The following is a 23,501-nucleotide window of genomic DNA, read 5'->3' on the forward strand; positions in this document are numbered from 1 at the left end:
AGTCTGCAGGGCTGAAAGAAAAACGCCCCGGGGCCTGCTGGCTCCGGGGCGTCTTCATTTCACGGCCAGGCCGCCTACGGCTTCGCGGGCTGCGCCACCGCCAGCCCCTGGGGCGCGGCCTGGATGCGCAGCACCGGGTAGACGCGGAGCTGGACGTCGCGGGCCGGGTGGCGCTCATAGAAGAAGCGAAGGCGGGCGCGTGCGTCCTTGGCGAAGGCCGGGTCCTTCAGCTTCGCTTCCCACTCCGCCTTCACCGCGGCGTCCTTCGCGAGCAACTCCCGCGCGAAGGGCTCCAGCACGTAGTCCTCCACGTACTCCTTCTGCTCGAAGTGGGCGTTGAAGAAGCCCCAGGACAGCAGCGAGTCCGGCCCCGTGGGCTCCAGCAGGTGCGCCACCAGCTCCACGCCCTCTTGCGCCACCGGCACGTACAGCGTGCCCGCGGGCAGGGCCTGCGTCCGAGGCTCCCACGCCCCCTTCACGTTGAGCGTCTGCCGGTTCTCCACGGACTGGGTGCTCCACTTCGTCTCGGAGGCGCGGAAGCACTCCACCGCCGCGCTGGCCACGGGCCTGGAGAGGCGCTTCGAGCGCAGGCCGTGTGCGGCCAGCTTCGCCTCCACCCACGCGGCGTGCGCGGGCGGCACCAGGTAGCCGCCCGCGGGCAGCGAGGCGGTGAGGGCGGGCTGAAGCTCCTCGAAGTAGGGCACCTTCCAGATTTGGGGCTTCGTGTCGTCGTAGCGAATCCACGTCTGTCCGGACACGTCGGAGGCGCCTCGCTCATAGGCATAGCCCCGAAAGTCGATGGTCCGCTGCTGCTCGGTGTTCTTCCACGCGAGCACCACCTCGCGCGTCTTGCCGGCCGCGTCCTCCGCGTCCGCCGCCTTCACCGCCGCGCGCAGGGTCGCGCCGTCGCGGGCCACCAGGCGCAGCAGGCTCGCCACGACATTCCGCGTGGCCTTCACGCGCTCCGCATAGGGCTTCCACGAGTGCGTCTCCACCAGCACGCCGAAGCGGCGGTGCGCGGCCCAGTAGGCGTGGCTGAAGCGCGGCGGCGGAACGCCGTAGGCGAAGCCGGAGCGGGGGTCATCGTCCTCGATGAAGGACGGGTAGAAGGGCACGGGCAGGTGCTGCTGGGACTCCAACTCGGTGAAGAGCGCCTCGCGCAGCTTCACGCCCAGCGCGCGCAGCGGGGCCGGCCCGGACTTCTGCGGTTCGAGGCCCACGGACACGTCATGCTCGAACTTGGCGCCGTTGGTGGCGTGCAGGTCGGCGTAGACGAGCGGGTCCCACGCGTGGAGGTACTTCAGCAGGGCCACCATCTCCGGGGCCTCCGCCTTGGCGTAGTCGCGGTTGAGGTTGAGGTTCTGCGCGGTGGCGCGCCAGCCCATCTCCTCGGGGCCATTCTGGTTGGGCCGGTGGTTGGGGCCGAAGCGCTCGTGGCCGTCCACGTTGAAGACGGGGACGAAGACGGCGGTGACGCGCTTGAGGACGCCGGGCTGCTCCTTCCCGGCGAGCAAGTCGCGCAGCAGCCAGAAGCCGGCGTCCTTGCCGTCAATCTCGCCGGAGTGGATGCCGCCCTGGAAGAAGACGACGGGGCGCTGCTTGCGCGCCGCGGCGGCGGGCGTGAGGGTGCCATCCGCGCTGGCGACGAGCGCGAGCAGCGGCCGGCCCTCCGGCGTGGTGCCGAGCGTGTCGCAGCGGACCTTGCCGGGGAACGCCTTGGGGAAGGCGCGGCAGAGGGCCTCCACTTCCGGGTAGCGGCCCGTGCGCTTCCAGCCGCTCTGTTCGGAGACGGTGGTGAGGGACGACGGTGCCTGATGCAGCGTCAGGGCGAGGAGGGTGGGCAGGAGCATGCCCTTCCCACAACATAGCCCCTGGTGGGTTTCAACCGTGGCGCACGGTGAGAGTTCCACCTACCGGAAGCACTTCGACGCGCTCACGCGCCAGGCCCCGCCGGGTCCACTCCGCGTCCAGGCGGCGGGGCGGCTCGTCGAGCGGCTCGTCGGTGAGCTTGAACGTCCCCCAGTGCATGGCCAGGAAGCGTGCGGCGCCCAAATCCTCGAAGGCCTGCACGGCTTCCTCGGGGTTCATGTGCTGGCGGCGCATGAACCAGGCCGGGTCATACGCGCCAATGGGCAGCATCGCGGCGTCGATGCCCGGGTAGCGCTGGCCAATCTCCTTGAAGCCCTCGAAGTAGGCGGTGTCGCCGGAGTGGAAGACGCGGGCGCTGGAGCCTTCGATGACGAAGCCGCCCCAGAGCATCTCGTTGACGTCGTTGAGGCCGCGGCGGCTCCAGTGCTGCGAGGGCACGAAGTGCACCGTGACGGCGCCCACCTGCGTGGAGCGCCACCAGTCAAGCTCCGTGACGCCCAGGCCCGAGCCCCGGAACACCGGCGCATGGCCCAGGCCGGTGACGATGGGCGCGCCCACCTGCTCCAGCGTGGGCAGGTCCAGGTGGTCGTAGTGGTTGTGGGAGACGAGGCTGGCGGTGATGGGCGGCAGCTTCTCCACCGGGACGCCTGGCGGGACGTTGCGGCGGATGACGCCGCTGATGGCGTCGCGCAGCACCGGGTCGATGAGCAGGGACAGTCCGTCCAACTGCACGAGCCAGCTCGCATGTCCCAGCCACGTCAACCGGGCGCCCTCTCCCGGCGCGGGCGGCGTGGCGAGCAGCGCGAGGTCGGGCTCCACGCGGGGGACCTCGGCGCGGGCAGGGGACTTGCGACGGCGGCCGGCGAGCTTGTCGGCCACGGCCCACTTGAAGACGCTGCTGAACGGCTGCGGCCCGCTGCCATCGAGGTTCTTGAACCGCAAGGCCATGTGCGCACTCCCTCGGCTGGCGGGGCTGGGAGGGCCCCGCGCGCGTGCTCCTGTCATGCTCGGACCGGGCACGGCGCGCAAGGAGCACGTCAGGAATCAGCGGGTGGCCTACGCCGCCACGCGGCCTGCCTGCGTGAAGGCCCGCTCGAGGTCCTCTTGCAGGTCCTCCAGGTCCTCCAGTCCCACCGAGAAGCGGATGAGCCCGTCGGTGATGCCCCGGCGCTCCCGCTCGGCGGCGGGGACGGCGGCGTGGGAGTGCCGCGCCGGGACGGTGACGATGCTCTCCACCGCGCCCAGCGACACGCCCAGCAGGGGGAGCTGGAGCGACTCCACGAAGGGCGCCGCCAGTGTGTCCTGGGCCAGCAAGAACGACACCACCGCGCCCGTGCCCGGGTAGAAGACCTGCCGCACCTCGGGCCGCGCGGCGAGCCACCTCGCCAGGGACCCCGCCGTGCGCACCTGCCGCTCCAGGCGGACGTGCAGCGTCTTGATGCCTCGCTGGAGGAGGAAGCAGTCCTGGGGGCCTGGCACCGCGCCCACCGCGTTCTGGAGGAAGCCGAGCTCCTGTGCGAGCGCGGGCGTCTTCACCACCACGGCCCCGGCGACGACGTCGCTGTGGCCGCCCAGGTACTTGGTGGCGGAGTGGATGACGATGTCCGCGCCCTCGGTCAGCGGGCGCGAGAGGGCCGGAGACAGGAACGTGTTGTCCACGAGGAGCAGCGCCCCATGCGCCTGGGCCACCTGTGCCATCGCGGGGATGTCGGTGCGCTTGAGGAAGGGATTGCTCACGCTCTCCACCAGCAGCGCTCGTGTGTTGGGGCGGAGGGCGGCGCGAACGGCGTCCGGGTCGCTGGTGTCCACGAAGGTGGCTTGCAGGCCGAAGCGGCTGAAGACGCGGGTGAGCACCCGGTAGGTGCCGCCGTAACAGTCGTCCGTCACCACGACGTGGTCGCTCGCGCTGAAGAGCATCAGCACGTTGGACACGGCGGCCATGCCTGAGCCGAAGGCAAACGCCGCGTGGCCTTCATCCAGCGCAGCGAGCACGCCCTCCAGGGCCTTGCGCGTGGGGTTGCCGGAGCGCGCGTAGTCGAACTCGCCGGGCGTCTCCAGGCCCGGCTGGTCGAACATGGACACCTGGTAGATGGGAACGGCGGCGGCGCCCGTGGCGGGGTCCTGCTCATGCCCCGTGTGCAGCAGCCGGGTCGCGAAGCGCGTGGGCCAGGTCGGCGATGATGTCATGGGAGTCCTCGATTCCTACGGAGAGCCGGAGCAGCCGGTCGGAGATGCCCAGCGCCTCCCGGCGCTCGGCGGGGATGTCAGCGTGGGTCTGCGTGGTGGGGTAGGTGATGAGCGTCTCCACGCCGCCGAGCGACTCGGCGAAGAGACACAGCTGCACGGACGCGAGCACCTGGGGCACCAGGGCCGCGTGGGCGACGGTGAAGGACAGCATCCCGCCCACGCCGGGATAGAAGACGCGCTCCACGCCGGGGTGAGCACGCAGCCACGCGGCCACCTCCCGCGCGTTGGCCTGGTGCCGCTCCATGCGCAGGGCCAGCGTCTTCAAGCCGCGAATCACCAGGTACGCGTCCTGCGGACCGAGAATCGCGCCGATGCCATTCTGGAGGTACGCGAGCCGCTCGCCCAGCGCCGCGTCCTTGACCACCAGCGCGCCCGCGACGACGTCGTTGTGCCCGGCCAGGTACTTCGTCGCGCTGTGCACGACGATGTCCGCGCCCAACTCCAGCGGACGCTGGAGCCACGGCGTGAGGAAGGTGTTGTCGACGATGAGCAGCACCCCGGCCTTGTGGGCGATGGCCGCCAGTTCGGAGAGGTCGGCCGTGCGCATCATCGGGTTGGTGGGCGTCTCCACGACGATGGCGCGGGTGTTGGGGCGCAGCGCGTCCCGCACGGCGCCAGGCCGCGAGGTGTCCACGAAGGTGCAGGGGACGTGGAGGATGCGGTCCACCAGCCGGTAGGTGCCGCCGTAGAGGTCCTCGGTGAGGAGGACGTGGTCCTCAGGCCCGAAGAGCTGGAGGGCGCAGTGCAGCGCCGCCATGCCGGAGCTGAAGGCCAGGCCCCGGCTGCCGCCCTCTAGTTGCGCCAGCGCATCCTCCAGCGCGGAGCGGGTGGGGTTGCGCGTGCGCGAGTAGTCGTAGCCGGTGGACTGCCCGAGCGCGGGGTGCTGGAAGGTGGCGGATTGGTAGATGGGGACGGCGACCGCGCCGGTGGTGGGGTCGCGGCGCACGCCGGCGTGGACGAGGGCAGTGGCGAGTTTCATGGCAGGAGTCCTTTTCAGCGTCCGCGCAGTGTCTGGGAGATGCGGAGGATGTCCGCCAGCACGCCGGACGCGGTGACGGCGCCGCCCGCGCCCGCGCCTCGAACGGTGAGCGGGAAGTCGCTGTGGCGGGTGGTGGTGAAGGAGACGAAGGACTCGGAGCCGCGGAGGTCCGCCGCGGGGTGGCCCGCTTCGACGCCCACGGGGCCCACGCGGATGACGGGGCTGCCCGTGCCCGCCTTTGACGGGTCGATGCGCGCCAGGTAGCGCAGCACGGTGCCGGCGTGGCGGCAGCGGGCCACGCGCTCCGCGTAGGCCGCGTCCTTCGTGGCGAGCACCTGGAAGAACGACTCCACGCTGGCGCACGCATCCGTGGCGACGAAGGGTTCCAGCGCCACGTCCGACAGGGAGAGCGGCAGGCCCAGCTCCCGGGCGAGGATGAGCGCCTTGCGTGCGACGTCCGTGCCGCTCAGGTCCTCGCGAGGGTCCGGCTCCGTGAAGCCGCGCTCCCGGGCGGTGCGGACGGCTCGGGACAGCGGCACGCCGGCCGTCAGCTCGTTGCAGATGAAGCCCAGGCTGCCGGACAGGGACGCGGTGATGAGGCGCACGGTGTCACCAGTGCGCACCAGGTTCGCCAGCGTGTCGATGACGGGCAGGCTGGACGCCACCGTCGTCTCGTAGTGGTACGCGACGTGGTTGCGGCGCGCCGTGTCCACCAACGCTTCGCGGGCCTCCCACGGCAGCGCCAGGGGCTTCTTGTTGGCCGCCACCACGTGGATGCCGCGCTGAAAGGCCTCCGTGTAGAGCGCCTCCAGTCCGCCCGCGGCGGTGCAGTCGACCAGGATGGGGACAGGCAGGCGACGGAGCGCGTCCAGCAAGGGGACCAGGGTGCGCGCCTGGGGCGCCGCGCCTTCGAGCCGCGTCTCCACGCCGTCGAGCGCGAGGCCCGCCGCGTCGAAGAGCGCGCGCTTGCTGTCCGCGAGTCCCACGACGCGCAGCGCGATGCCGTGCTTGTCCCGGAGCAGCGCCTGCTGTGCGCGCAGTTGGGCCAGCAGTTGTCCGCCCACCGTGCCCCGGCCGAGGACGAAGAGGCTGACCTGCTGATGGGCCAGATTGAAGGCCGCGTGGGTGGTGCGCGCGGCGATGGCGGTGTCCGCCGCGTCGACGACGCAGGAGAGGGAGCGGGAGCTGGCACCCTGGGCGCTGGCGCGCACGTTGACGCCCACCGCGCCCAGGGCGCTGAAGAAGCGTCCGGCCACGTTGACGCCGTGGCCCATGGTCTCCGCCACCAGCGTCAGCAGCGTCACCGGCTGGCGGGCCTCCAGCGGTTCCACTTCGCGGCGTGACAGCTCCTGCGCCAGCTCGGCGGCGAGCACGGACCGCGCGTGCTCCGCGTCGGGGCGGGGCACGACGACGGCCAGCGACTGGCCATTGGCGGACTGCGCGGTCATCCACACCGTGACGCGCGCTTCGCGCAGCGCGGCCAGCACGCGCTCGCCCAGCTGGAACTGGTCGGACAGCTTGCGCACCTCGATGCCGAGCAGCGCCAGGTCCTCGCGCGTCGCGATGCAGGCGGGGCGCTGGCCGTCGCGCGAGCCGATGGCGTCGATGAGCGTGCCCGGGTGCTCCGGCTCCATGGTGTTGCGGATGCGCAGGGAGATTCCGGACTCGATGAGCGGAATCATCGTGCGCGGGTGCAGCATGCGGGCGCCCACCGCGGCCAGCTCCAGGCCCTCGCCGTGGGTGAGGTGCGCCACGGGATAGGCGTCGGTGACCAGGTCCGGGTCGGCGGTGTGCAGGCCGAGCACGTCCGTCCACACCGTGACTTCCGACGCGCCCAGGCCCTGGGCCACCAGCGCCGCGGTGTAGTCGGAGCCGTTGCGGCCCAGCGTGGTGGTGCGTCCATCCGGCGTGGCGGCGATGAAGCCGGGGATGACGGACACCTCGTGGCCCCACGTCTCCCGCGCGGCCTGGAGGCGCTCCCGCGTCCGGACGAGGTCCACGCGCGCCGCGCCGAAGCGGTCATCCGTCACCAGGAGCTGGCGCGCGTCGCGGAAGGCGGCGGACGTGCGATGGGCCGTGAGCAGCTCCGCCAGCAGCGTGGCGGACACCTGCTCACCGAACGACAGCACCCGGTCTCTCGTGGGGGCGGAGCATTCTCGCGTGAGGCAGACGCCCTGGAGCAACTGCCGCAGCGGCGCGAGGAGCCCGTCGACACGCTCCGCCAGCGCGGCGGCCTGTCCGGGCGCCAGCGCCGCGGCGTTGGCCTTCGCCAGGTCGGCGATGCGCGTGGCCACCGCGAGCGCGCCTTCCAGGTCACCCTCGGTGGCGAGGCGGGCCGCGTCCAGCAGCCAGTCCGTGGTGTCGCCCATCGCGGAGACGACCACCGCCAGCGGGCCTTGCCGCGCGTGCTTGCCAATCAGCTCCACCACCTGGTGGAGCCGCGTGGGCGAGCCCACGGATGTGCCACCGAACTTCATCACCTGCAGGGACGTGCTGCTCATCGGGGAACCTCGAAGGGGCCAGTGGCCTTGATGCGAAAGGGAAGGGCCGCCGCGGCGCCCTGTGCCGGACACACGCCGGCCAGACGCGGCGCGCGAGCGCCCACGGAGGGAAGGAAGACAGAGGAGGGAGTCGGAGCCCTGGCGGACTAGCGCGTGCCGCCGGGCCAGCGCATTCGATGCGTGGCGACGACGCGGCAGAACACGGGGCGCGCGGTGGTCAACGGTGCGGGGGCGGAGCAGGTGGATGGAACCACGGAGGTCCTCTCTCACCGAAGCGGGAGGGAGCCCTCCGGCCTCGGACGCTTGGATTGCTCGGGGAGCCCTTGCTCCTCGAACCGCATCGTTTGGACACCTTGGAGGTCCGTCTCCAGGTTGTCGGGCCACCGCGCGAGGCGGAGGCCGCTCTTGATGCTGCGGACGAAATAAGCGTGGACCCCGGTGTCTGTCAATGCCTCGCGTGGCTTCACTTCCGTCACGGCAGCTTCCGCTCACGTCAGGATTTAGTGGAAATGCCCGGTGCCCGGGGCGGAGGCCGGCGTCAACGCGTTGAAAACACGGGGCCGGAATGTGCAGATGATGGGTGGGAAAGGAGCGCGGCGTGACGGAGACCGGAGCACTGAGTGACGAGGTGGCGCGTGCGCTGGTGGACAACCACCGCCAGTTCCTCGCCTTCCTGGAGCGGCGCGTGGGCAGCCGCGCCACCGCGGAGGAGCTCCTCCAGGCGGCCTTCGTGAGGACACTGGAGAAGGGCGGCGCGCTGAAGGAGGGCGAGGGCGCGGTGGCGTGGTTCTACCGGCTGCTGCGCAACGCGCTGGTGGACCACTACCGGCGCCAGGCGGCGGAGGGGCGCGCGCTGGAGCGCGAGGCCCAGGAGGCGGCGGAGGCCACGGTGGACACGGAGCTGAAGCAGGCCATCTGCGCGTGCGTAGGTGAGCTGGTGCCCACGCTCAAGCCGGAGTACGCCGACATCCTGCGGCAGGTGGACCTGGAGGAGCGCGGTGTTCCCGACGTGGCGCGCGAGGCGGGCATCACAGCGAACAACGCGGGTGTGCGGCTCCACCGGGCCCGCCAGGCGCTGAAGAAGCAGTTGGAGCGAAGCTGCGGCAGTTGCGCCGCGCACGGGTGTCTGGACTGCTCGTGCAAGCCGTCCCACCGGGCAGGCGGGGCCTCGGTGCCCGGCTCGACGGACATCTGAAAGCGCTTGCGCGGGGACGGTCCGCCTCGTTAACTCCCGCCCGGGTGCCGAGGGGCGCCTGCCCGAAAAGACGACGTCACCCTCGCTTCGCTCCGCCGCTCGACAGTTCCAGCTGAGTTCCTTCCACGGCCCACGAACGGGTGAGGGCCGACGCCAAGGGACTTTTCATGCGAACCGTCGTCTCCCTCCACGAATGCAAGGTCCGCGCGTCGCTCCTGCTCAAGGAGCTGGCCTCGACGGAGGCGTCGCGCGCGGCCCATGCAGCGGAGCGACTCCGCGTCCTGCCCGGCTTCGCGGGACTGCCCCTGGGCGAGGTGCTCGCGCGGAAGGCAGCGGTTCAGCGCAAGCATGCGCTGGCCGTCATCGCGCGTGAGCAGGGGTACGCCACCTGGGTCGAGCTGAAGCAGGTGCGCGAGGTCGACTTCGAGCACCTGCTCGCCCTCGTGGGCGGCGCCCACCTCAACCGCTGGTTCTCTTCCTATCCGGAGGCCGCCGACTCCCTGCGGATGCAGGGCGGCTTCCTGTTTCCGTTCCGCGAGCAGTTCTTCGTCTGCGAGGCCAGCCTCGTCGAGGCGCTGGGTGCCGACCCCGCGGATGCGGACTGGGCGCGCGCGGGCCGCGACTGGATGGCGCCAAGGGACGGGGCCGCGCAGGCCCGGCTCGCCCAGCGGTTCACCCGGCATTCGCCCTCCCACGCTTCAACTTCTCCAGACACGAGGTCTCCCATGTCCGCTGACTCCCGCCGCTCCGAGCTGAAGCGTTCCTACAAGGAGGCACCGCCGCCCATGGGCGTGTACGCCGTGCGCTGCCTCGCCAACGGCAAGGTGCTGGTGGGCGTGAGCGCCAACGTCCAGGGCATGCTCAACCGCATCCGCTTCGAGCTGTCCACGGGCATGGACCGCCTGCCCACACTGCTGGAGGACTGGAGGCGCTACGGGGCGGAGCAGTTCACCTTCGAGGTGCTCGACGTGCTGAAGCCCTCCGACGAGCCCGTGGTGGCGCCGCAGGAGGAGCTGAAGGTGCTGGAGGCGCTCTGGTTGGACCGGCTCAAGCCCTACGGCGACGCGGGCTACAACGTGCGAGGCGACTGAGGCTGGCCGCCTGCTGCCCTCCATGGGGCAAGGACTTCGGCCTGTGGCAACTTGCCACGTTCTCCACCCGGCGGGATTGCGTTACGCCGAAGACTCCATTCCAAGGGAGTCCGCCATGGTGTCCGCTCGTCGTCGTGCCGTCCGTATGCTTCCCTTCGCGCTGCTGGGCGCCCTTGGCTGTGATGGCAAGGAGTTCGCCATCCCTTTCGAGGCCCGGGTGGGCAGCGAGCCCTTCGCATGTGGCCGCTCCTACACCGGGGTGGGGACAACGGGGACGACGTACGAGCCCATGGACCTGCGCGTGTACCTGCACGACGTCCGGCTCGTCACGGCGGAGGGCACCGAGGTGTCGCTGGAGCTCGACCAAGACGAGCGGTGGCAGGTCGAAGGCACGGCGCTGCTCGACTTCGCGGACAAGACGGGACAGTGCACCAACGGCACGCAGGCGACGAACCTGCGAATCACCGGCACGGCGCCCGAGGGCAACTACACCGGCCTGCGCTTCAAGCTGGGCGTGCCGGAGACGCAGAACCACCTCGACGTGTCCACGGCGCCCCCGCCGCTGAACGACACGAGCCTCTACTGGAGCTGGCGCTCGGGTTATCTCTTCACGCGCATCGAGGGCCGGACGACGGGACTGCCCGGAGGGCACGTCATGCACCTGGGGAGCACGGACTGTGCACCGCCGCCGGAGGGCCAGACGCACGGCACCGCGGGGTGTACGTTCGGCAACCGTCCGGAGGTGGCCCTGGACTCGTTCAACCTGGCGTCTGGCAAGGTGGTGCTGGATTTGGGGGCGCTCTTCTCGGGCTCGAACCTGGATGAGAACGCGGCGGTGCCCAACACCTCCGTGGGGTGCATGTCGCAGCAGACGGACCCGGACTGCGCGCCCGTGTTCAGCCGGATGGGGCTGACGCACCGGAGCCAGGAGGGGGCACCGGGGCCTCAGGCGTTCATCAAGGCGGAGTAGGAGAGGGACGTCATGGCGTGGCGCGTGGGCAGACGAGCAGGGGGGCTGGCGGTGTTGGCCTGGCTGGCAGCGGGCTGTGGCGACAAGGCTGGCGAGGCGGAGGCCTACGTGTGGAACCTGCCCGCGGGGTTTCCCACGCCGCGAGTGCCCGCGGACAACCCGATGACGGAGGAGAAGGTGCAGTTGGGGCGGAGGCTCTTCTTCGACGTGCGCCTGTCACGGAACGAGACGCAGTCCTGCGCGTCCTGCCATGACCCGGCGCGCGCCTTCACCGAGCCCCTGGTGACTTCGCAGGGCAGCACGGGCGAGACGCACCGCCGCAACTCCCAGGGGCTGGCCAACGTGGCCTATGCCACGAGCCTCACCTGGGCGAACCCCTCGCTCACGACGCTGGAGGCGCAGGCGTTGGTGCCCTTGTTCGGCAAGGAGCCGGTGGAGCTGGGCTTCGGGGACAGGGAAGAGGAGCTGCTCGGCCGGCTGCGCGCGGTCCCGGAGTTGGAGGCGGAGTTCCAGCGCGCGTTTCCGGAGGCCGTGCAGCCCGTGTCCGTGGCCACGCTGACGCGGGCACTGGCGTCGTTCCAGCGCAGCCTCATCTCCGGCGGCTCCGCGTATGACCGCTATGTGTATGGCGATGAAGTGGAGGCCATGACGCGGCAGCAGAAGCGGGGCATGGAGTTGTTCTTCTCGGAGCGGCTGGAGTGTGACCACTGCCACTCCGGCTTCAACTTCCAGGACGCCACGGTGCACGAGTCGACGTTCGAGCCCATCCTGCCCTTCCACAACACGGGCCTGTACAACGTGGACGGGCAGGGGACATATCCGGCGGAGGATCCGGGTCTCATCGAGCTGACGGGCCGTCCCGAGGACATGGGGCGCTTCCGCGCGCCGTCGCTGCGCAACGTGGCCGTCACCGCGCCGTACATGCATGACGGCAGTCTGGCCACGCTGTCGGACGTGCTGGACCACTACGCCGCGGGCGGGCACGCGCGGCTGGTGAGTGGCGGCGAGGCCAGTCCGCTGCAGAGCGGCTTCGTTCGAGGCTTCACCTTGACGGCGCAGGAGAAGGAAGACGTGCTGGCGTTCCTCGAGTCGCTCACCGACACGGCGTTCCTGACGGACCCGCGCTTCTCGGACCCGTTCAACGTACCGTGAGGACCGCAGTGCTCACGGAGGGGGCGCCAGGTCCCTCGTGGTGAGGAACGGCTCATCTGTCAGGGCGTGGAGGAAGGCGAGGATGGCGTCTTTCTCCGCGTCATCCAGCGACAGCCCGGGCGCCTGTCCTTCGTGCAGGAATACGGCGTCGAGCGTCGTGGAGGCCACGAGGCCTCCGCGGTAGTGCTCCAGGACGTCCTCCAGGGTCACGAGCCGTCCGTCATGCATGTAGGGCGCGGTGACGGCCACGTTGCGAAGGGTGGGCGTCTTGAAGCGTCCCGCGTCCTCGGGGCGCTGCGTGACGCGTCCCCTGCCTCGTGACTCCGCCTCGCCTTCACCAAAGGCCGCATCCGAATCCAACCCGTTGTTGTGGTAGGCGTTGTCGGTGAAGAGCTCCGTGGCGTGGCACGTGGCGCAGTGTTGTTGGACGAGCGCCAGCCCATGCTGCTCCTGGGGGCTCAGGTCCGCTCCCGGTTCGCCCCGGCGCCACCTGTCATAGCGGGAGTCCGCGGAGACGAGCGTCCGTTGGAATTGCGCCAGGGCGCGCAGCAGGTTGCTCATGGTGTGGCTGTCTGGGCCGAAGGCGCTCTCGAAGCGCTCGACGAACTCCGGCTCCGAGGACAAGCGCGCCAACATGGACGGGAGCTGGCTGTTGCCCATCTCGTCCGGGTGCGTGAGGGGCGCCAGCGACAGGGACTCCAGGTTCTTCGCGCCACCATCCCAGAAGAGTCCCTCCATCCACGCCAGGTTGATGAGCGCGGGGGCGTGTCGCACCAGGGGACGCCCGCTGACGCCGCGCCGGGTGAGGGCCGCGTCGTCCGCGAAGGCCCGCGCCTGCTCATGGCAGGTGGCGCAGGACACCTGGCCATTGGAGGACAGCCGCGGCGAGTGGAACAGCCAGCGGCCCAGGGCAATGCCCTCGGCCGTGAGCGGGTTGTGTGGAGGGGAGGGGATGGCGGTCATCCCCATGGGGAGGTGCCGCGGGAAGGGGCCCTCCTCGACTGGCGAGGAGGGGCCTTCTCCGCACGCGCCCAGGAGGAGCAGGGCCAGCAACGGCGCGGCAAGCCCCCGCGGCGCCGCGGGGCTCATCGGTCGGCGTTCTCCACCGACACCAGGGAGAACATGTTGGCGAAGCCGTCCGACAGCGTGGCGCTCTCGGCGCTCTGCGTGGCACCAATGCTGGGCGTGCTGCGCGGGCTGAGCGACGTGAACAGGGCCTCCACGTTCGCATGCAGGTTCACCGCCAGCTGCTTCTGGGAATTGACGGTGACGGCGGCGGGGAACGAGAACTCCACCGTGCGGTAGTTGGCGTTGGTGCCGGTGTCCCAGGTGAAGTCGCTCTGTGTGTCCTCGGCCGTCACGTAGGTGCCGTGCGTCTTGGTGAAGATGTAGCTGGTGAACCACATCCAGCTCACGGAGGCCATGTTCTGGAGGACGTGCAGTTCGCCCGCATGACGGCTCAGGTCATCGTTGTAGGAGGGGTCCACGCCGATGCTGAACCGGATGCCCGTGTAGCTGCCCGCGGGGACCGCTCGGGTCTGGACGCGCTCGCGGCGGCTGGCGGGAAGCGTCACGGGGTTCGAGGTGCCTTCCAGCTCCTGCGCGTTGATGACCTCCATGAGGTGGTAGCTGTCGGCCAGCGCCGTCGTGGTGCCGTCCTGCTTGAGCAGCGTCACGTTGGAGAGCCAGTAACGCACCTGGGAGAAGGTGACGGTGTCTCCGCCCACGGTGGTGTACGTCTGGCCCAGGGCGAACGGCGAGGTGCCGAAGACGAAGGCGGCGTTCAGCTCCAGCCTGCCGTCCGTGGCGGCCAATTGGGCCCGCAGCGCCGCGAGCTCCGCGCGCACCTGGGTGAGCTGTTGATAGACGCCCTCCCAATCCTGCGAAGCCAGCAGCTCCCGTGCCTCGTCGAGCTGCAGGGTGATGTCGGCCAGCTCCGCCTGGGCGGCTTCCGAGTCTTGCTGCTGCTGTGCAACCTGGGCTTCGAGCCGGGTGACCTCTGCCTCGAGATCCGCGACCTGCTGCTCGAGCTGGCGGCGTTGGTCCTCCGAGGCCTGGAGCTGCTCGTCACTCGCGCCGTCATCGCCGCAAGCGGGCAGCGCTAGGAGTGCCACGGTGGTCAGGGCCAGCATCCGGCCCAGGGCTGGAAGCGAAAGGAAGGCGTGCTTTTTCATGGCACGGCACTGTGCCCGGAGCACGCCCGGGCGGCGCTGTGGCGTTTTGTCGCGCGGCAATATTTCGCCAGGGACAGTGCTCGCCGACACGGAATTTCTGTCGGCCCGTGCCTTGCGGACTCGGCCAGTTCGTCGGGATGGGCAACGGGAATCGTTGAGAAGCTGGCTGGTTGAGTCGGTTCTGCTTGGAAAGGTACAAGGAGAGATGGAACGCGATGGCTCCGTCTCTCCTTGTTTTGAAGGCGTCAAAGGCAGATGGGTGCAGCGGGGCTTTTGCTCCGCATTCCCGGTGCATGACGCCTCTTATGTGTTTCGAAGAGAGATGGTTGCTGGCAAGTGGTGCGCTGTCTTAGAAATCGACGCGCTCGCAGTTCAGGTCCTCCTCGCAGCGCTCTCTGCACTCGTTTCTGGCGGTAATGCCCGTAATCCCGCATGCAGACGGATAGAAATAGACCTGGATCCCTGGCTGACTAACGCAGTAGTAGTATCCATCTGGATTGGGGCAGGCCTGAGCGCTCACGTTGTCTTCAATGGCGCTGGGCTCCGGCATGTCAGACTGGTCGGTGCCGCAAGCAGTCAGGCCGAGTGTTGTTGAGAGTGCCAGAATCAGTGAGATGGTTGTGCGCTTCATTTGTATGTTGTCCTTTGGCGTTTGTGGCTTGGCGGGTCCGCTGTGTTGCGGATGTGAGTTGTTTATCTCGTCTTTCGTGGTGGGGCAAGTTGAGGGGTTTGGATTTGAGTTTTGTTTTGGATTTGTTTCTTTTTGGTGGGTTGTTTTGTTGTGGTGTATTTTTTCAAGGACGGTGTAAGTCGTTGCCATGGTGTGACTTGTTTGGGGCGATGACTGGCATGGGGGCTGTCCGGTGCCCCATGGGCGTTGGCGCATGCATGGCGTCACAAGTATGGCTGGAGGGGTGTGGCTCTGGAACTGAGCAACGAGTGAGCAACCAGGCAGGGGGCTCGCCGGGTGCCTGGTGGTCGGCAGAATGAGAGGCTTCTGGCGGGTTGTGCCACCGGAGGACATCAGACGATGCCGAAGGTCACCATCGAAGTGGCGGAAGGGTTCGAGGACAGCGTCAAGGCGCTGGAGGAGACGCTGAAGCGCGCCCACCGAGGGGTGGAGGGTGCGAGCAGAGGGGACCTGGCCGCGTTCGACGCCGCGTGGCAGGAGGTGAATGCCGGAGCGGAGAAGACGGAGCGGTTGATGAAGCGGAGGTTGCTTCGAGGGCTCGACCTCGACACGGCCCAGGTCCTCATCGAAGGCCAGCCCTACGTCCGAGTCGGACGGTACCCGGCGACGTACAAGACGCGGCAAGGGCCCGTCGAAATAGAGAGAAGCCTTTATCGGCGGGTGGGCGAGCGCAATGGCCCCACGGTGGACACCGTCAGCGTCCAAGCCGGGTGCGTGGCTGACGGCTGGTTACCGGAGGCGGCGGTGCCCATGGCGTACCTGCTGGCGCGAGGCACGTCGCGAGAGGCAGAGGCGACGGCGCGTCAGGTGGGTGTGCTGCCCTATTGCCGAGCCTCCTTCGAGCGGGTGGGGCATGCGGTGGGAGCGCTGTATGGCGGCCAGCGGCCTCGGGTGGAGGCGGCGCTGGCCCGGGAGCTGAGAGTGCCCCGAGGCACTCGCGGCGTGAGCGTCAGCATGGACAGGGTGGCCGTGCCGATGGAGGAGCCGAAGCGGCGGCCAGTGGGCCGTCCTCGCAAGGGCGCCCCCACGCGCCCGGTGGACGTCGTCTGGCGCATGGCCTACGCGGCCTGCCTCACCTTCCATGACGCCCACGGCGAAGCGCTGGGCACCCTGCGCTACGGGCGGATGTCGCGGGGCGAGGCCCGCGGGTTGGCCGAGCGCCTGGCCCTCGACGTCCAGGCCCTGGTTTCCAGACGGCGCGGCCTGTACGTCGCCGTCCTCACCGATGGCGCTCCCGAGTTGCACGCCTTGCTGGACGAGGCGCTCGCCACCCATGCCCCCTCGGCCAAGAAACCGGTGCGCCTGGTGGACTTCTGGCACCTCATGGAGAAGCTCGGGCGTGCGGCTCGCGTGGTGGCTGGGGGAGAGAAGGCCTCCGCGCTGCGTGAGAAGTGGAAGCTGTCTTTGCTCAATACGCCCGGAGCGTCGTGGACGATTGCCATGGCGTTGCACGCAAGCGGCAAGCGGCATGTCGTCCTCGGTGACTGCCAGCCGGTGCACGAGGCCCTCACCTACCTGGAGAACCACGGCGAGCGAATGCACTATGCCGAGGCCCGAGCACGGGGACTCCCCATTGGCAGCGGCAACGTGGAGGCCACCTGCAAGTCTCTCGTCACCCTGCGCATGAAGCGCCCTGGCGCCCGCTGGAAGGAGGCGTCTGGCCAGCACATCCTGGACTTGCGCGCCCTGGTGCTCTCGGAACGGTGGGACGCTGCCATGCACCTCACGCTTGCGCCGCAGAGGGCCGAGGTGCGGCGCGCAGCATGATCAGGATGGGAGCCACACCCGGCTGGAGCGAGGTTTCGCGAGCCGGGGCCGCTGGAAGCGGCGCCTGACGCTCAAGCGCTCGCGACAGGCTCCGCCACCGCCTGCACGCGGCGCTGCTCGTTGTAGACGGACAGCCGCAGCGTCAGCACATACGTGACGCAGCAGGCGAGGACGGCGGGCGGTCCGTACGCGGAGCCGAACACCTCCAGCACCAGCGCGATGGCCGCCAGCGGCACGCCGACCACGGCCACCAGCGCGGAGGCGATGCCCACCACCACGAACACCGTCACGTCCGCGGGCCCCGTGCCCGTCACCGACGCGAGGAGCTGCGCCGTGGCCGCGCCGGACACCCCGCCCAGCACCATGGACGGAATGAGCATGCCCGCCGAGCCACCCGACTGCACCGTGAAGCTGGTCGTGAGCAGCTTTCCGCCCACGATGAGCAGCAGGTACCACCACAGCGACAGTGGCCCCGGCGCGCCCGTGAACAGTTGGGCGATGGTGTACTCGCCCATGCCCAGCACGTGCCGGAAGTCCATGCCCACGCCGTAGTAGAGCCCTCCGGCGACCAGGACGGTGCACAGCGCGCCCATGGCGCCGCGCAGCACGGGGCTGGCGCGCTCCACCACCTGTCGCGTGTGCTTCATGGCCAGGCCGAACAGCAGCGCGATGGGCGCGGACACCGCCACGGCCACCAGCGCGGTGAGTCCGTACTCCCCCAGCGTGTACGTATGCGCGTGCGGCGGCGCCACGAAGATGGGCTTGAAGCCGAGGAAGCGATTGTTGAGCGCGTACGCGATGATTCCCGCCAGCAGGCAGTACGCCAGCTTCCGGTAGACGATGCGGTTGCCGTACACGACCTCCAGCGCGAAGAGCGCGGCGGCGAATGGCGCGTTGAGCAGCGTCCCCACCGCCGCGGCGATTCCCGCCAACTGGCAGGTGCGCAGCGTGTGCTCGGAGCGGGCGCGGGTGAGGCGGGCCACGCCCGCGCCCAGGGACTCCCCCACCAGCACCACCGGACCCTCCAGCCCGCCCGACGCGCCGCTGCCCAGCGTCAGCAGCGTGGCCACCGCCTTGCGCAGGGCCAGCCGGATGGCGGGCAGCGAGTAGCGCGGGCGCGGGTCGTCCGCCGGGTCCTCGTAGGTGATGTGGTAGTTGTGGAGCGCGACGTTCACCCCGTCCGAGGCCACGTCGCTCCAGCCGGGCTGGCGGTTGAGCAGGCCGCGCAGCAGCCCGCCCAGCAGCAGCACGCCCGCGAGCACCAGCGGCGCCCACCAGAGGCTCCGCCCCGACGCGAACGCCAGCAGCGTGTCACTGGTGGCGTGGACGCCATACCGCAGCGCCGAGCACACCCCCCAGATGAGCACCGTGCTCAGCACCACCCGGCCCACCGTGCGGAGCACCGTGTCCCAGGAGTCGTGAAGGGCTCGCTGCTCCTCATCCAGGGGTTCGCGACGACCTGCCATGGGCGGGAGGCTACGTTGTTTGAGACCAAAGTAAATGTCCGTGGGCGGAGGAGCGCTTACCTCTGGAGGGACACCCTGTAAGAGCCGGCCGGGTGCTTCGTTGGCCTGGACGAAAGGAGCCTCGAAGCGCCATGTCCCAATCCCATTCGCACCCGCACGCGCCACATTCCCACACGCCTCCTCCCTCTCCGGACGGGGAGCCGCCCGCCATCGACCCCGTCTGCGGAATGAAGGTCGACCCGAGCGCCCCGAAGGGCGGCCACCTGGAGCACGCCGGGCTGACCTACGCCTTCTGCAATCCCCGGTGCCGGGAGCGGTTTCGCGCGGACCCGGAGCGCTACCTCTTGCCTGCGGAGACCGCTCCGGAGCCGACACCGGCGCCGGGCGCCCTGTACGTCTGCCCCATGGACCCGGAGGTCCGTCAGTCGCATCCCGGCGCCTGCCCCAAGTGCGGCATGGCGTTGGAGCCCGAGACGCTCCCCGTCCAGGCGTCCCGCGTGGAGTACGTGTGCCCCATGCACCCGGAGGTGGTGAAGGACGGCCCGGGGAGCTGCCCCAAGTGCGGCATGGCGCTGGAGCCGCGCACGGTGCTGGCGGAGGAGCCGCCGGACCCGGAGCTGCAATCCATGCGGCTGCGCTTCCGCGTGGGACTGGCGCTCACGGCGCCGCTGCTCGTGCTGGCCATGTCGGACATGCTCCCGGGGCAGCCGGTGCAACACGCGGTGTCCGCGGGCGTGCTGGCCTGGGCGCAGCTCGTCCTGGCCACGCCCGTGGTGCTCTGGGTGGGCTGGCCCTTCTTCCAGCGCGGCTGGGCGTCGGTGCGCAACCGGCACCTCAACATGTTCACCCTCATCGCCCTGGGGACGGGCGCGGCGTATCTGTTCAGCGTCTTCGCCACGCTGCTGCCGCGGGCCCTGCCACAGGGGCTGCGCACGGGGCATGGCGGCTCCGCGCCCCTCTACTTCGAGGCCGCCGCCGTCATCGTCACCCTGGTCGCGCTGGGCCAGGTGTTGGAGTTGCGCGCCCGGCATGCGACCTCCGGGGCACTGCGGGCGCTGCTGAGCCTCGCGCCGCCGGTGGCGCGGCGAATCGGAGCGGGCGGGCACGAGGAGGATGTGCCGCTCGCGAGCGTCCAGTCTGGGGACACGTTGCGCGTGCGTCCCGGAGAGAAGGTGCCCGTGGACGGCGTGGTGCTCCAGGGCACCAGCGCGGTGGACGAGTCCATGGTGACGGGCGAGTCGCTGCCCGTGGAGAAGGGCCCGGACGCGCAGGTGACGGGCGGCACGGTGAATGGCACGGGCTCCCTGGTGATGCGCGCCGAGCGCGTGGGCCAGGACACGCTGCTCGCCCGCATCGTCCAGCGGGTGAGTGAAGCGCAGCGCACCCGCGCGCCGATTCAGCGGCTCGCCGACAAGGTGGCGGCCGTCTTCGTGCCGGTGGTCATCGCGGTGGCGGTGGTGACGGCGGGTGTGTGGGCCCTCTGGGGCCCCGAGCCTCGATTGGCGCACGCGGTGGTCAACGCGGTGGCGGTGCTCATCATCGCCTGCCCCTGTGCGCTGGGGCTGGCCACGCCCATGTCCGTCATGGTGGGCACCGGGCGCGGCGCCCAGGCGGGCGTCCTCATCCGCGACGCGGCGGCGCTGGAGCGGCTGGAGGCGGTGGACACGCTGGTGGTGGACAAGACGGGCACGCTCACCGAGGGCAAGCCGCGCCTCGTGACGGTGGTGCCCGCGCCGGGCTTCGAGGAGGCGCGACTGCTGCGACTGGCCGCGAGCCTGGAGCGCGGCAGTGAGCACCCGCTGGCCGCGGCCATCGTCGCGGGCGCGAGGGAGCGCGGCGTGACGCTGGCGCCCGTGGAGGACTTCCGCTCGCTCACGGGCAAGGGTGTCGTGGGCCGGGTAGAGGGCGTCGAGGTGGCCCTGGGCAACGCGGCCCTGACGGACGCGCTCCAGGTGCATGGGGGGGACCTGACCGCCCGCGCAGAGGCGCTGCGGGCCGACGGCCAGACAGTGGTGCTGGTGGCGGTGGAGGGGCAGGCCGCGGGGTTGCTCGGCGTCGAGGACCCGGTGAAGTCCTCCACGCCGGAGGCCCTGGCGTTGCTGCGCGAGGAAGGCCTTCGCGTGGTGATGCTCACGGGCGACAGCCAGACGACGGCGGACGCGGTGGCGCGACGGCTGGGCATCACGGAGGTCATCGCCGGGGTGCTGCCGGAGGCGAAAGGGGACGCCGTCCGGAAGCTCCAGCAGGAGGGGCGGGTGGTGGCCATGGCGGGGGACGGCGTCAACGACGCGCCCGCGCTGGCGCAAGCGGACGTGGGCATCGCCATGGGCACGGGGACGGACATCGCGATGGAGAGCGCGGCCGTGACGCTGGTGAAGGGGGACCTGCGGGCCATCGCTCGGGCACGCCGCTTGAGTCAGGGCACGCTGCGCAACATCCGGCAGAACCTCTTCTTCGCCTTCGTCTACAACGCCGTGGGTGTGCCGGTGGCGGCGGGTGTGCTGTACCCCGTCTTCGGGCTGCTCCTCAGCCCCATCTTCGCCAGCGCCGCGATGAGCCTCTCGTCGGTGTCCGTCATCGGCAACGCGCTCCGGCTGCGGAAGCTGAAGCTGTAGCGGTAGGCCCCGCTGCGTGGGAGGCCGCCTGTGTACCGGGCGGCGGCCCGCCGGGGCGCCGCGGAGCGGCGCGGGGATGTCCACCCTTGAAATCGAACGCACCGCGCCCCGGGAGAGGTGGACACCATGGCCTCAGCCGAAGTGACGAACGCCGACAGCGACCTGCGCCAGTGCATCGAGGATTGCCTGGCCTGTCACCGCGTCTGCATGGAGACGCTGACGTATTGTCTGGGAAAGGGCGGCAAGCATGCGGAGGCCAGACACCTGCGCTTGCTGATGGACTGCGCGGAAATCTGCCAGACGAGCGCGAACTTCATGCTGCGTGGCTCGGAGCTGCACAGCCGCACCTGTTTCGCCTGTTCGGAGGTCTCTGGGCGCTGCGAGGAGTCCTGCGCGCGCATGGGCGAGGACGTGGTGATGAAGGCCTGCGCGGACATGTGCGCCCAGTGCTCGGAGTCGTGCTGGAGGATGGGCGGCGGGGTCATGCCGCAGACGCCCAACCCGGAGGCCGCCCAGCGCGCCGCCGACCTCCCCGCGTGAGGTGTCCGCCCAGAAGAGTCCAGGCAAGCCGGAACGGCCCTGTCGCGGAGCCCTTCACTCGCCGTCGAGGCCGATTAGAGTGCGCTCTATGAGCTCTCGCGAGGAGGGGCGCACCTCCGGTACGCCCGCTGGACATATCTCCGTCGTCCACCTGCCCAACGCCTGGTTCATCCTCTGCGCTTCGAGCGAGCTGGGAGACAAGCCCCTGGCTCGCACGCTCCAGGGCTCGCCCCTGGTGCTCTTCCGGGGCGAGGGCGGCAAGCCCGCGGCCCTGGTGGACCGCTGCCCGCACCGCAACGTGCCGCTGTCGCTGGGGCGGGTGAAGGAAGGCCAGCTCCAGTGCGGCTACCACGGCTGGCGCTTCGACGGCGCGGGGCAGTGCCGCGCCATCCCTGGCTTCCTGGGCGAGCCCGGCGCGCGCGCCCGCTGCGCCACGGCGCACGCCACGCGCGAGCAGGATGGCTTCGTCTGGGTCTACTCCACGCCGGGCGTCGAGCCCACCACGGAGCCCTACCGCTTCCCGCTGCTGGAGGCGCGTGAATACACCACCGTGCGCCGCGCGCTGCGGGCCCCCGGGTCGCTGCACTCCACGCTGGAGAACACGCTGGACGTGCCCCACACCGCGTACCTCCACGGCGGGCTGTTCCGCACCGAGGAGAAGCGGAACGAAATCGACGTGGTGGTGCGCCGGAGCGCGGACAAGGTGGAGGCGGAGTACATCGGCGAGCCGCGTCCCAGCGGGCTCGTGGGCCGGCTGCTCGCGCCGGGGGGCGGGATGGTGCAGCACTTCGACCGCTTCCTGATGCCCTCCATCGCCCAGGTGGAGTACCGCATCGGTGACACCAGCCACATCCTGGTGACCTCCGCGATGACGCCCGTGTCGGACTGGGACACGTTGGTGTACGCGGTGGTGACGTTCCGTCTGCCGTTGCCCCGCTGGTTGGTGCGCGCGGCGCTCCCGCTCATCATGCCCGTGGCGCTCCACATCTTCGGGCAGGACGCGCGCATCCTCCGGCAGCAGACGGAGACCATCCGCCGCTTCGGAACGGAGGCCTATGCCTCCACCGAAATCGACGTGCTCGGGCCCGGCATCCTCCGCCTGCTGCGCGCCGCCGAGCGCGAGAAGCCCGGCGCCGTAGGGGACGCGGTGCATGAAACACGACTGAAGATGCGGACCTGAGAGGCATTGCGACGCGGTGTGTCGTGAAACACGGTGGAGACACCGGGTCTCACGATACCTGGGTCAGCTCCATGTGTCTGAAGGGAGCCATGGGCTGAAACACTCGCACGCTGTTAGCGTGGCGTCCCCTCGCAATCCCCCCGGAGTCCCCCATGCGGTTTCCCGTTCGCGCGGCGCTGGCAGGCGCTGCGCTGTTGTTCGCGCCCCAGGCGCTGGCCACCAACTACACCCTGTGGATTCACGGGAAGAACTCCGGAGGCACGAAGCCGGGCAACTACGCCGACTTCTCCGCCTGGGGCCCCGCGTCCACGGCGGCCGGGGTGAACAAGAAGGCCGTCAACTGGGATGGGCGGCAGCGGATTGGCGGGCAGAACGCGCGCATCCGGGATGCGCTCGACTGCTACTGCACCGGAAACAACTGGTGCTACATCGCCGTGCACAGCGCGGGGAACCTCCAGATTGGCTACGCGCTGGCGCTGTATGGCGGCTCGGCGCGCTACAAGAAGAACGCGACGCCCAACTCCAGCGGTGTGTGTGGAAACACCGACGGGAAGACGCAGACGGGGTGGAACATCAAGTGGGTGAACGTGGCGTCGGGCGCCGGCGGTGGGAGCGAGCTGGCGGACATGGGGGAGTGGGCGGTGAAGGACCCCATCGTCGGCGACCTCGTGACGACCACCGCGCGCGCCATGTACAACCACAACACCACGCGCGGCATCCGCTTCAACATGTTCGCGGGCGCCAAGGGCAAGGTGTACTCGGGGCTGCTCCCGGGCCAGGACGACGACGCGGTGTCCTACCACTCCACGGGTGGCGTGTCGGGCAGCGCGGGTGGGGCCTACTGCAACACGTCCGACTGGTTCTGCAATGACTTGACGCTGGGCTCCAACGCCTGTGAGGGCGGCCGGGCCAAGTGGACCAACCACTTCGTGAAGTTCCGCGACGACGGCGAGTCCCACGGCCACGGCGCCAACGGGAAGTGGGAGGGCATCGTCGGCAAGGTGCGCGCCGACATGGTCACCAACGCGAAGTAGGCGCGGGTTCGCCGCCGCCCTGGGAGAACT

The 23,501-nt window shown here is 70.1% G+C and carries 18 protein-coding genes and 1 riboswitch; of the genes, 9 read left to right on the forward strand and 9 right to left on the reverse strand.

The window, feature by feature from the left end; genetic code table 11:
* Positions 1–74 precede the first annotated feature (74 nt).
* The 5 genes from KGD87_RS31725 to thrA form a co-directional block, all read right to left on the reverse strand.
* The gene (locus tag KGD87_RS31725) at positions 75–1,850 is read right to left on the reverse strand and encodes a M14 family metallopeptidase (RefSeq protein WP_284664688.1); all 1,776 of its coding nucleotides are present in this window, start codon (positions 1,848–1,850) and stop codon (positions 75–77) included.
* A gap of 31 nt (positions 1,851–1,881) precedes the next feature.
* Positions 1,882–2,817 (reverse strand): MBL fold metallo-hydrolase, encoded by a 936-nt coding sequence (locus KGD87_RS31730; RefSeq protein ID WP_284664689.1) that lies wholly within the window; start codon positions 2,815–2,817, stop codon positions 1,882–1,884.
* A gap of 108 nt (positions 2,818–2,925) precedes the next feature.
* The gene (locus KGD87_RS31735) at positions 2,926–4,056 is read right to left on the reverse strand and encodes a trans-sulfuration enzyme family protein (RefSeq protein WP_284664690.1); all 1,131 of its coding nucleotides are present in this window, start codon (positions 4,054–4,056) and stop codon (positions 2,926–2,928) included.
* On the reverse strand, positions 3,995–5,095 hold the full coding sequence (locus tag KGD87_RS31740; protein WP_284664691.1) for an aminotransferase class I/II-fold pyridoxal phosphate-dependent enzyme: 1,101 nt from the start codon (positions 5,093–5,095) through the stop codon (positions 3,995–3,997). The genes KGD87_RS31735 and KGD87_RS31740 overlap by 62 nt, the downstream gene beginning before the upstream one ends.
* A 14-nt stretch (positions 5,096–5,109) precedes the next feature.
* A complete protein-coding gene (gene thrA / locus KGD87_RS31745) occupies positions 5,110–7,596 on the reverse strand; it encodes a bifunctional aspartate kinase/homoserine dehydrogenase I (protein ID WP_284664692.1) in 2,487 nt (828 codons plus the stop codon).
* A gap of 294 nt (positions 7,597–7,890) precedes the next feature.
* Positions 7,891–8,013: riboswitch (SAM-I-IV-variant riboswitch) on the reverse strand.
* Between the two features lie 181 nt (positions 8,014–8,194).
* Here thrA and KGD87_RS31750 point away from each other — a divergent pair.
* From KGD87_RS31750 to KGD87_RS31765, 4 genes are all read left to right on the forward strand, one after another.
* Complete coding sequence (locus KGD87_RS31750; RefSeq protein WP_284664693.1) at positions 8,195–8,791, forward strand: RNA polymerase sigma factor; 597 nt, start codon at positions 8,195–8,197, stop codon at positions 8,789–8,791.
* A gap of 167 nt (positions 8,792–8,958) precedes the next feature.
* Entirely contained in the window at positions 8,959–9,882 is a 924-nt protein-coding gene (locus tag KGD87_RS31755) for a GIY-YIG nuclease family protein (protein WP_284664694.1), read from the forward strand.
* A gap of 145 nt (positions 9,883–10,027) precedes the next feature.
* Entirely contained in the window at positions 10,028–10,852 is an 825-nt protein-coding gene (locus KGD87_RS31760; RefSeq protein WP_284664695.1) for an MbnP family copper-binding protein, read from the forward strand.
* 12 nt (positions 10,853–10,864) lie between these two features.
* Positions 10,865–12,004, forward strand: coding sequence for a methanobactin export MATE transporter MbnM (locus KGD87_RS31765; protein ID WP_284664696.1), 1,140 nt, complete (start codon positions 10,865–10,867; stop codon positions 12,002–12,004).
* 12 nt (positions 12,005–12,016) lie between these two features.
* Here the strand turns inward: KGD87_RS31765 and KGD87_RS31770 are convergent, their stop codons facing one another.
* From KGD87_RS31770 to KGD87_RS31780, 3 genes are all read right to left on the reverse strand, one after another.
* Positions 12,017–13,093, reverse strand: coding sequence for a cytochrome-c peroxidase (locus KGD87_RS31770; protein WP_284664697.1), 1,077 nt, complete (start codon positions 13,091–13,093; stop codon positions 12,017–12,019).
* The gene (locus KGD87_RS31775) at positions 13,090–14,178 is read right to left on the reverse strand and encodes an MbnP family protein (protein ID WP_284664698.1); all 1,089 of its coding nucleotides are present in this window, start codon (positions 14,176–14,178) and stop codon (positions 13,090–13,092) included. The genes KGD87_RS31770 and KGD87_RS31775 overlap by 4 nt, the downstream gene beginning before the upstream one ends.
* Before the next feature lie 349 nt (positions 14,179–14,527).
* Positions 14,528–14,998 (reverse strand): hypothetical protein, encoded by a 471-nt coding sequence (locus tag KGD87_RS31780; RefSeq protein ID WP_284664699.1) that lies wholly within the window; start codon positions 14,996–14,998, stop codon positions 14,528–14,530.
* 210 nt (positions 14,999–15,208) lie between these two features.
* Here KGD87_RS31780 and KGD87_RS31785 point away from each other — a divergent pair, with 210 nt between their 5' ends.
* Positions 15,209–16,636, forward strand: coding sequence for an ISKra4 family transposase (locus KGD87_RS31785; protein WP_350100530.1), 1,428 nt, complete (start codon positions 15,209–15,211; stop codon positions 16,634–16,636).
* Between the two features lie 71 nt (positions 16,637–16,707).
* Here the strand turns inward: KGD87_RS31785 and KGD87_RS31790 are convergent, their stop codons facing one another.
* A complete protein-coding gene (locus tag KGD87_RS31790) occupies positions 16,708–18,102 on the reverse strand; it encodes a chloride channel protein (RefSeq protein WP_284664700.1) in 1,395 nt (464 codons plus the stop codon).
* A gap of 131 nt (positions 18,103–18,233) precedes the next feature.
* On the opposite strand from KGD87_RS31790, the gene KGD87_RS31795 reads away from it, so the two are divergent.
* The 4 genes from KGD87_RS31795 to KGD87_RS31810 all read left to right on the forward strand — a co-directional run bounded on the left by KGD87_RS31795 (position 18,234) and on the right by KGD87_RS31810 (position 23,471).
* Positions 18,234–20,717: a heavy metal translocating P-type ATPase gene (locus tag KGD87_RS31795; protein WP_284664701.1), complete on the forward strand. Its 2,484-nt coding sequence runs from the start codon at positions 18,234–18,236 to the stop codon at positions 20,715–20,717.
* 126 nt (positions 20,718–20,843) lie between these two features.
* Positions 20,844–21,257 carry a four-helix bundle copper-binding protein gene (locus KGD87_RS31800; protein WP_284664702.1) on the forward strand — a complete coding sequence of 138 codons (414 nt, stop codon included), beginning with the start codon at positions 20,844–20,846 and terminating at the stop codon, positions 21,255–21,257.
* Between the two features lie 88 nt (positions 21,258–21,345).
* On the forward strand, positions 21,346–22,437 hold the full coding sequence (locus tag KGD87_RS31805; protein WP_284664703.1) for a Rieske 2Fe-2S domain-containing protein: 1,092 nt from the start codon (positions 21,346–21,348) through the stop codon (positions 22,435–22,437).
* A gap of 152 nt (positions 22,438–22,589) precedes the next feature.
* Positions 22,590–23,471, forward strand: a complete 882-nt coding sequence (locus KGD87_RS31810; RefSeq protein WP_284664704.1) for a hypothetical protein — start codon at positions 22,590–22,592, stop codon at positions 23,469–23,471.
* Positions 23,472–23,501 lie beyond the last annotated feature (30 nt).

The sequence above is a fragment of the Myxococcus sp. SDU36 genome, from assembly GCF_030168875.1.
Lineage (GTDB): Bacteria > Myxococcota > Myxococcia > Myxococcales > Myxococcaceae > Myxococcus > Myxococcus vastator.

Coding starts and splice junctions, on each gene's coding strand:
- KGD87_RS31725 (WP_284664688.1), bottom strand. CDS start 1,850: ATGCTCCTGCCCACCCTCCTCGCCCTGACGCTGCATCAGGCACCGTCG.
- KGD87_RS31730 (WP_284664689.1), bottom strand. CDS start 2,817: ATGGCCTTGCGGTTCAAGAACCTCGATGGCAGCGGGCCGCAGCCGTTC.
- KGD87_RS31735 (WP_284664690.1), bottom strand. CDS start 4,056: ATGACATCATCGCCGACCTGGCCCACGCGCTTCGCGACCCGGCTGCTG.
- KGD87_RS31740 (WP_284664691.1), bottom strand. CDS start 5,095: ATGAAACTCGCCACTGCCCTCGTCCACGCCGGCGTGCGCCGCGACCCC.
- thrA (WP_284664692.1), bottom strand. CDS start 7,596: ATGAGCAGCACGTCCCTGCAGGTGATGAAGTTCGGTGGCACATCCGTG.
- KGD87_RS31755 (WP_284664694.1), top strand. CDS start 8,959: ATGCGAACCGTCGTCTCCCTCCACGAATGCAAGGTCCGCGCGTCGCTC.
- KGD87_RS31760 (WP_284664695.1), top strand. CDS start 10,028: ATGCTTCCCTTCGCGCTGCTGGGCGCCCTTGGCTGTGATGGCAAGGAG.
- KGD87_RS31765 (WP_284664696.1), top strand. CDS start 10,865: ATGGCGTGGCGCGTGGGCAGACGAGCAGGGGGGCTGGCGGTGTTGGCC.
- KGD87_RS31770 (WP_284664697.1), bottom strand. CDS start 13,093: ATGAGCCCCGCGGCGCCGCGGGGGCTTGCCGCGCCGTTGCTGGCCCTG.
- KGD87_RS31775 (WP_284664698.1), bottom strand. CDS start 14,178: ATGAAAAAGCACGCCTTCCTTTCGCTTCCAGCCCTGGGCCGGATGCTG.
- KGD87_RS31780 (WP_284664699.1), bottom strand. CDS start 14,998: ATGGCAACGACTTACACCGTCCTTGAAAAAATACACCACAACAAAACA.
- KGD87_RS31785 (WP_350100530.1), top strand. CDS start 15,209: ATGCCGAAGGTCACCATCGAAGTGGCGGAAGGGTTCGAGGACAGCGTC.
- KGD87_RS31790 (WP_284664700.1), bottom strand. CDS start 18,102: ATGGCAGGTCGTCGCGAACCCCTGGATGAGGAGCAGCGAGCCCTTCAC.
- KGD87_RS31795 (WP_284664701.1), top strand. CDS start 18,234: ATGTCCCAATCCCATTCGCACCCGCACGCGCCACATTCCCACACGCCT.
- KGD87_RS31800 (WP_284664702.1), top strand. CDS start 20,844: ATGGCCTCAGCCGAAGTGACGAACGCCGACAGCGACCTGCGCCAGTGC.
- KGD87_RS31805 (WP_284664703.1), top strand. CDS start 21,346: ATGAGCTCTCGCGAGGAGGGGCGCACCTCCGGTACGCCCGCTGGACAT.
- KGD87_RS31810 (WP_284664704.1), top strand. CDS start 22,590: ATGCGGTTTCCCGTTCGCGCGGCGCTGGCAGGCGCTGCGCTGTTGTTC.